This window comes from Nocardia sp. NPDC050712, assembly GCF_040654295.1.
In the GTDB taxonomy this organism is placed as follows: domain Bacteria; phylum Actinomycetota; class Actinomycetes; order Mycobacteriales; family Mycobacteriaceae; genus Nocardia.
The window spans coordinates 74,358-80,810 of the sequence record NZ_JBFAHT010000008.1 but is presented as its reverse complement, the minus strand read 5'-3'; the positions used below and the strand labels follow the sequence as shown (position 1 = coordinate 80,810).

The 6,453-nt window shown below is 71.1% G+C and carries 4 protein-coding genes; 2 read left to right on the top strand and 2 right to left on the bottom strand.

The genetic code is table 11. From position 1 onward, the window contains the following. A partial coding sequence (locus AB0H76_RS38810) for a condensation domain-containing protein (protein ID WP_357332694.1) occupies nt 1-4,035 on the top strand: 4,035 nt, incomplete at its 5' end. Nucleotides 4,036-4,087: 52 nt separating this feature from the next. Here AB0H76_RS38810 and AB0H76_RS38805 read toward each other — a convergent pair. Continuing rightward, a complete protein-coding gene (locus AB0H76_RS38805; protein WP_357332692.1) occupies nt 4,088-4,645 on the bottom strand; it encodes a peroxiredoxin-like family protein in 558 nt (185 codons plus the stop codon). A gap of 76 nt (nt 4,646-4,721) precedes the next feature. Between AB0H76_RS38805 and AB0H76_RS38800 the strand changes: the two genes are divergently transcribed. Then, nucleotides 4,722-5,336 carry a TetR/AcrR family transcriptional regulator C-terminal domain-containing protein gene (locus AB0H76_RS38800; protein ID WP_357332690.1) on the top strand — a complete coding sequence of 205 codons (615 nt, stop codon included), beginning with the start codon at nt 4,722-4,724 and terminating at the stop codon, nt 5,334-5,336. Here the strand turns inward: AB0H76_RS38800 and AB0H76_RS38795 are convergent. Next, complete coding sequence (locus AB0H76_RS38795) at nt 5,333-6,448, bottom strand: GDSL-type esterase/lipase family protein (protein ID WP_357332688.1); 1,116 nt, start codon at nt 6,446-6,448, stop codon at nt 5,333-5,335. The two genes, AB0H76_RS38800 and AB0H76_RS38795, sit on opposite strands and share 4 nt — an antisense overlap. Nucleotides 6,449-6,453 lie beyond the last annotated feature (5 nt).

Sequence of the window (6,453 nt, the reverse complement as noted above, 5' to 3'; positions counted from 1 at the left end):
GCGTGGAACGCTGCTGGTGAGTTGGAGTATCGGGGTCGTACGGATTTCCAGGTCAAGATTCGTGGTTTCCGTATCGAACTCGGCGAGATCGAGGCCGCGCTCCTGCGTCAGGAATCGATCACCTCGGCCGCCGTGCTCGCGCACAACGATCCGGGCCTGGGCGATCGCCTCGTCGCGTATGTGGTTGCCGCCCAGTCCGATTCCGCGGAGTTCGACAAGCGGGCACTGCAGACGGCGCTGGCGGCGGAGCTGCCGTCCTACATGGTGCCCAGCGCCTTCCTGGTGCTGGACGCGTTGCCGCTCAACGCGAACGGCAAGCTCGACCGGAACGCGCTGCCGCAGCCGACCTTCGAGAAGGCCGAGTTCCGCGCGCCGGTCACCCCGGTCGAGCAGCTCGTGGCCGGTGTCTTCGGTGACGTGCTCGAGGTCGAGCACATCGGCGCCGACGACGACTTCTTCGCGCTCGGCGGTAACAGCATCCTGTCCATCCAGCTGGTGTCACGTGCCAAGGCACTCGGTGTCGCGTTCAGTGTCCGGGATGTGTTCTCGCAGCGCAGTGTCGCCGCGCTGGCCACCGTCGCCACCCTGGTGGACGACCCCGACCTGTCGCGCCTGCTGGAACTGCCCGGCGGCGGCGTCGGCGAGATCCCGCTGCCGCCTGCCCTTGCCGCGGTACTGACCGAGGGCGCTGCCCAGCACTTCGCGCAGTCGGCGCTGCTGCCGCTGCCCGCCGCGCTGGACTGGGACACGCTGCTGGAGGCGCTCACCGCGATCGTCGACCTGCACGACGCGCTGCGGACCCGGCTGCGCCCCGACGGCGCGGGCTGGCTGTTCGAGGCGCTGGCGCCGGGCTCGGTGGATGTCGAGCCGCTGGTGCACGAGGCCCGCGTCGAGAAGGGCGCGAACCTCGCCGAGCTGGTCGCCGCCGAGCGCGCGGCGGCCGCCGCGCGCCTGGATCCCGCCGCCGGCGTCATGGTGCAGTTCGTCCTGTTCACCTTCGCCGACAACCGGGACGACGAATTGCTCGTCGTGGCACACCGTTTCGTGGTCGACGGCCCGTCCTGGCAGGTGCTGGGCGCGGACCTGACCCTGGCCGCCGCACAGCTCGGGGTGGACGCGCCGCTGGCACTGCCCGGCACGGGAACCTCGCTGCGCCGCTGGGCGACCAGTCTCGCCGAGGCCGGCGACACCGCCGTGGCGCGCCAGTCCTCGGCGCCGATCGGCAGCCGGGCGCTGGATCCGGCGCTCGACACCGCCGCGACCGTCGAGCAGGTCCGGGTGGTCCTGCCCGCCGAGGCCACCGGCAAGGCGCTGACCGACATCCCGGCCCGCTACCGCGGCACCGAAACCGACGCGCTGCTCGCCGCCCTGGCCTTGGCGCTGGTCCGCTGGGGCGCCGGGGACGTGCTGATCGACCTGGACCGGGACGGCCGCGAAGCCGTCGCGGGCGCGGATCTTTCGCGCACCGTGGGCTGGTTCGGCCGGCCCGCGACGTTCCGGCTGGAACCGGGCGAGGTCGACGCGGCCTTCACCGGTGGCCGCGCCACCGGCGACGCGGTCAAGGCGGTCAAGGAACAGCTGCTGGCCGGGCCCGTGGATGTCGTGGGACAGATCGGCTTCCAGTACCTGGGCACGCCGCTCGCCGAGATCGGCACCCAGCTGGATCCGGCGATGCCCGCGGCGCACAGCCTCGAGATCGAGGCGATGGTCGTCGACGGTGAACTCCGCGCGACCCTGGCCTACCCGGCGAGTCTGCTGACTCAGGAGCGGGTGCGGGAGCTGGGCGAGCTGTGGCTGCGGGCGCTCGGCGCCCTGGCCGAGCACGCCGATCGTCCCGACTCCGGCGGGCGCACCCCCTCGGACATGCCGCTGGTCCGGGTCGGCCAGACCGATATCGACCTGTGGGAGCACACCTACCCGCAGCTGACCGAGGTGTGGCCGGTGACCCCGCTGCAGTCCGGTCTGCTGTTCCACGCGCTGATGAGCACCGCGACGGTCGACATCTACACCATCCAGGCCGTCGTCGACCTGGGCGGCGCGCTGGAGGTGGACCGCCTGCACACCGCCGCGCAGGCGCTGCTGGATCGCTACCCGAATCTGCGCACCGCGTTCGTCACCGACGCCGCGGGCCAGGCCGTGCAGATCGCCGTCGACGGCGTCGAACTGCCCTGGCGGGAAATCGATCTCACCGACGTGCCGGCGGCCGAGCGGGACACCGAACTGGATCGCCTGCTCGCGGAGGACCGGGCGAACCGCTTCGACATGGCGGTGCCGCCGCTGGTCCGGTTCACGCTGCTGCGCTCCGGCGAACAGCAGTGGCACCTGGCCATCACCACGCACCACGTGCTGCTCGACGGCTGGTCGATGCCGCTGCTCATGCAGGACCTGCTGGTGCTGTACGCGGTGCGCGGCGACTCGGCCGCGCTGCCGCCGGTGGCGTCCTACCGTTCCTTCCTGGAATGGCTGAGCACCCGCGACGCCGACGCGTCGCTGCGCACCTGGGCGGCGGCGTTCGACGGGCTCACCGAGCCGACCGAACTCGCGCCGCAACCGCGGTCGATCGAGCAGTACGAGACTGGCAAGCTGGTCCTGGACTACGACGCCGACCGCACCCGCAGGCTCACCAAGCACTGCGCCGAACTCGGCATCACGGTGAACACCCTGGTGCAGGCCGCGTGGGGCATCACCCTCGGGCGGCTCACCGGCCGATCGGACGTGGTGTTCGGCGCGACCGTGTCGGGCCGGCCCGCGGAACTGCCCGGCGTGGAATCGATGGTCGGCCTGTTCATCAATACGCTCCCGGTCCGGGTGCGCATCGATGATCGCGGCACCATCGAGGAGCAGCTGCGCCTGCTGCAACACGATCAGGCCGACCTGCTCGACCACCACTACGTCGGCCTGGCCGACATCCAGCGGATGGCCGGCGCCGGTTCCCAGTTCGACACGCTGCTGGTCTTCGAGTCCTACCCGATCGACCGCGAGGCCATCGCCGCCGCCAGCTCCATCGACGGCATGTCGGTGACCGGCGTGGAGGTGGACAGCTCGACGCACTACCCGCTCACCCTGCAGGTGGCCGCCGAGTCCACGATGGAATTCACCTTCGAGTACCTGACCAGCCGGTTCAGTGCCGACGAGGTGCGGACCCTCTCGGTGCGGCTGATCCGGGTGCTGGAATCGCTGCTCGGCGACCCGTCCGGCACGATCGGCGACATCGACATCCTCGACGACACCGAACGCGCGCAGCTGCTCGCCGACTCCGGTGTCGCGGCCACGGCGGTGGCGCCGGACCCGGCGCGCGTCGGCAACCGGACGCTGGCCAAGGTGCTCGCCGAGGTCGTCGAGGCGGACCCGGAGGCCCCGGCGCTGCTCGAGGACGGCAACGAGATCGCCTACCACGCACTGGATCGGCGCTCCTCGCAGCTGGCACGCGTGCTGATCGAGCACGGCGCCGGACCCGGCGATATCGTCGCGCTGGCGCTGCCCCGGTCGGTGGACGCGGTCGTCGCGGTCTGGGCGATCCAGAAGGCCGGTGCGGCAACATTGTTCGCGCACGGCCTGCGGATCGACGAGATCGTCGGCAGCGGCGCCGGATTCGGCATCACCCTGGAGCCGGTCCCCGGACCGGTGCACTGGCTGGTGCCGAGTGACCCGAAGGTGCAGACGGCCCTGGCCGCCGCCGCGAGCCATCCGGTCTCCTACGCCGACCGGGTTCGCGCGCTCACCGAGGACAGTCCCGCGTTCGTCCTCCCGGGCGCCGTGGTGCTGACCCAGACCGAGGCCCTGGACCTGGGCGTCGGCCTGCGCGACGACAACGGCATCGACTACGAGTCGACGACGTTCACCACCGCCGAATCCGGCCGCGCGGCCCTGTGGGAGTTCCTCGCGGCCGCCACCGCCGGCGCCCTCTCGGTCCTGCCGAGCGGGGAGGACGTCGCGGGCGACCTCGCCGACGGTGAGGTCAGCCACTGGTTCGCCGGGCCCGGCGAGGACATCGGCGCCGCCGGCCCGGAGATCGCCGTCATCGTCGCGGAATAGACGGAAGCGGCCGCCGCCCGAAATCGGGCGGCGGCCGTTTTTTCGTCGACGGTCAGGAGTTTCGAGTAGCCGGGACCAAGGCGAGCAGTTCGTCCACCGACCATTGATCGTCCGCGTGCGCACCGTGTTCGGCGGCCAGCACGCGGCCATCGGGGGCGATGAGGAAGTCCGCCGGTAGGCCGAGGCGACCGCCTTCGGGCCGATCGGGTGGTGCGACTTCGCGTTTGCGCAGGACCGCGTACACCGTGTGCGCGACGCCGCGCAGGATGGTGGGCCAGGCGCGGGGGTCGAGCAGGGCGCGGCGGCCGGACTCGACGCCGAATTCGCGGTAGAGGGTGCGCTGCGGGTCGGCGATGAAGTCGAGCGGGAAATCGGCGGTGTACTTGCGCAATTCGGCTGCGCTGGAATGGAACACGACCACCTCCCGGATGTTCGCGGCGGTGATCTCGGCATGCCGGTGCACGATCGAGCGCAGGTGCAGGTTGCTGACGGGGCACCCGGCGAAGCGCCGGAATTGCAGGTGCACAAGGCGATTCGGGTCGGGGATGGGTACCGACGCACCGGTGACGGTGCTCAGCACGCGGTCGGACACGGTGGTGGGAAGTGGCATGGCGCGGCCTCTCCAGAGTTAGGTGTACGCAGTACGCTTACAACCAGTATGCGCGTACCTTGTACGCTGTCAAACCGTGCCTCGTCCTCGCTCCCTGACCACGGCCGACCTGGCCACCGCAGCCCTCACGGTCATCGACCGCGACGGCCTGCCGGGTTCGACCATGCGCGCGGTCGCCAAGGAACTACGCGTCGCCACCATGGCGCTGTATCGCTATGTCCCCGACCGGGATGCGCTCGAGGTGCTGGTCGTGGACCAGGTACTCGGCACGGTCGACCTGACGGTGCCCGCGGGGGAGTGGCGCGATCGGATGCGGACGCTGCTGGACCGGATGCGGCTCGCGGTCTGCGCGCACCCCGCCGTGGTTCCGCTGCTCATGCGCCACCGGCAATCCGCGCAGGGCACCCTGCGCCTCATCGAGGCCATGCTCGTCATTCTGGCGGCCGCGGGCTTCACCGGCCGGGATCGCGTCATCGCCCAGCGCGCCCTGATCGCCTATCTGCTGGGCTTCCTGCAGAACGAGCATTTCGCGGCGCTGGCGGGACCGGGCACGGCCGCCATGGCCGAGCTCGATCCCGCCGACTACCCGTATCTATCCGAAACCGCAGCGGCGGCAACCACGCTCACGCCCGACGCGGAGTTCCACGGCGGGCTCGACGCCGTGCTGCGCGGTCTCGCCGCGCCGGATTAGACCGGGATGGTCGCGGCCATGGCCTGCGCGCCAGCGTCGTTGAGGTGCATGCCGTCGCCGGAATCGAAGTCCGGGCGGATGAAGTCGGGCCGGGCGGGATCCGCGACGGCGGCGGCCACATCGAAGACGCCGTCGAAAACGTCGGTGCCGCGCAGCCATTCGTTGACCGCCCGGCGGGTCGCCAGGGTTTCCTCGATCGGCATCCCCGGGTAGACGCAGCCGGCGTAGGGCCCGATGGTGGCGGCGTGCACGGTGAGCCCGGCGGCGTGCGCCCGCGCGGCCAGCGCGGTGAAGCCCGCGATGAGTTCGGCCGCGGTGGCGGGCGGCTGACCGGCCATGCCGCCCAGGATCAGGTCGTTGATGCCGAAGTTGACCAGCACTCGCGTGACGCCCGGGACGGCCAGCACGTCACGGTCGAAGCGGTGCAGCCCGGCCGCGCCGATCTCGTCGGTCAGCAGGCGGTTTCCGCTGATGCCCTGGTTGACAGCCCAGCCGGCGGTGAGGCGCTGGTTCAGGTAGTCGACCGAGCGGTGGTTCGCGCTCATGGTCGTGCCGGTGCCCTCGAACCAGGAATCGCCGAACGCGACGATCACCGGGGCGTCGGACTCGGTGCGCACGTCGACGCCGGTGACGAAGAAGCGGGCCGGAACCTGCTCGCTCATCGGCAGCGACGGTGCGGCGGTCACGTCTCCCGCCGCTACGTGCGCGATTTCGCCGGGCTGGTGCGAAAACGTCGCCAGGCCGGTCGGTTCCGGCAGGTAGAGGCTGAGCATCAGGTCCGAACCCGGGTGCACGGCCAGATCGACCGCGTCGGAGACCACCTCGCCACCGGCCGGGATGACGACCTGTGCGCTGCCATCGAACAGCAGCCGCGTATCGGTCTCGGCGACGATCTCCTCGGCGTGTTTGTGCAGTGCCACCCGCGCCGCGCCGACGACGAGCGGGCGATCCCCGTACCGATTGGTCAGGCGCACCCGGAGCTGGTCACCGCCGCCGGCCAGATGCAGCAGCTGGCGCACCGTCTGCTCGGCGAAGGCGCGCGACTCGGCGAGCTTGATCTGTTCGTCGGGGCTGATCACAGCGGACCGGAACCCGGCAACCCAGCGAGACATCGGAA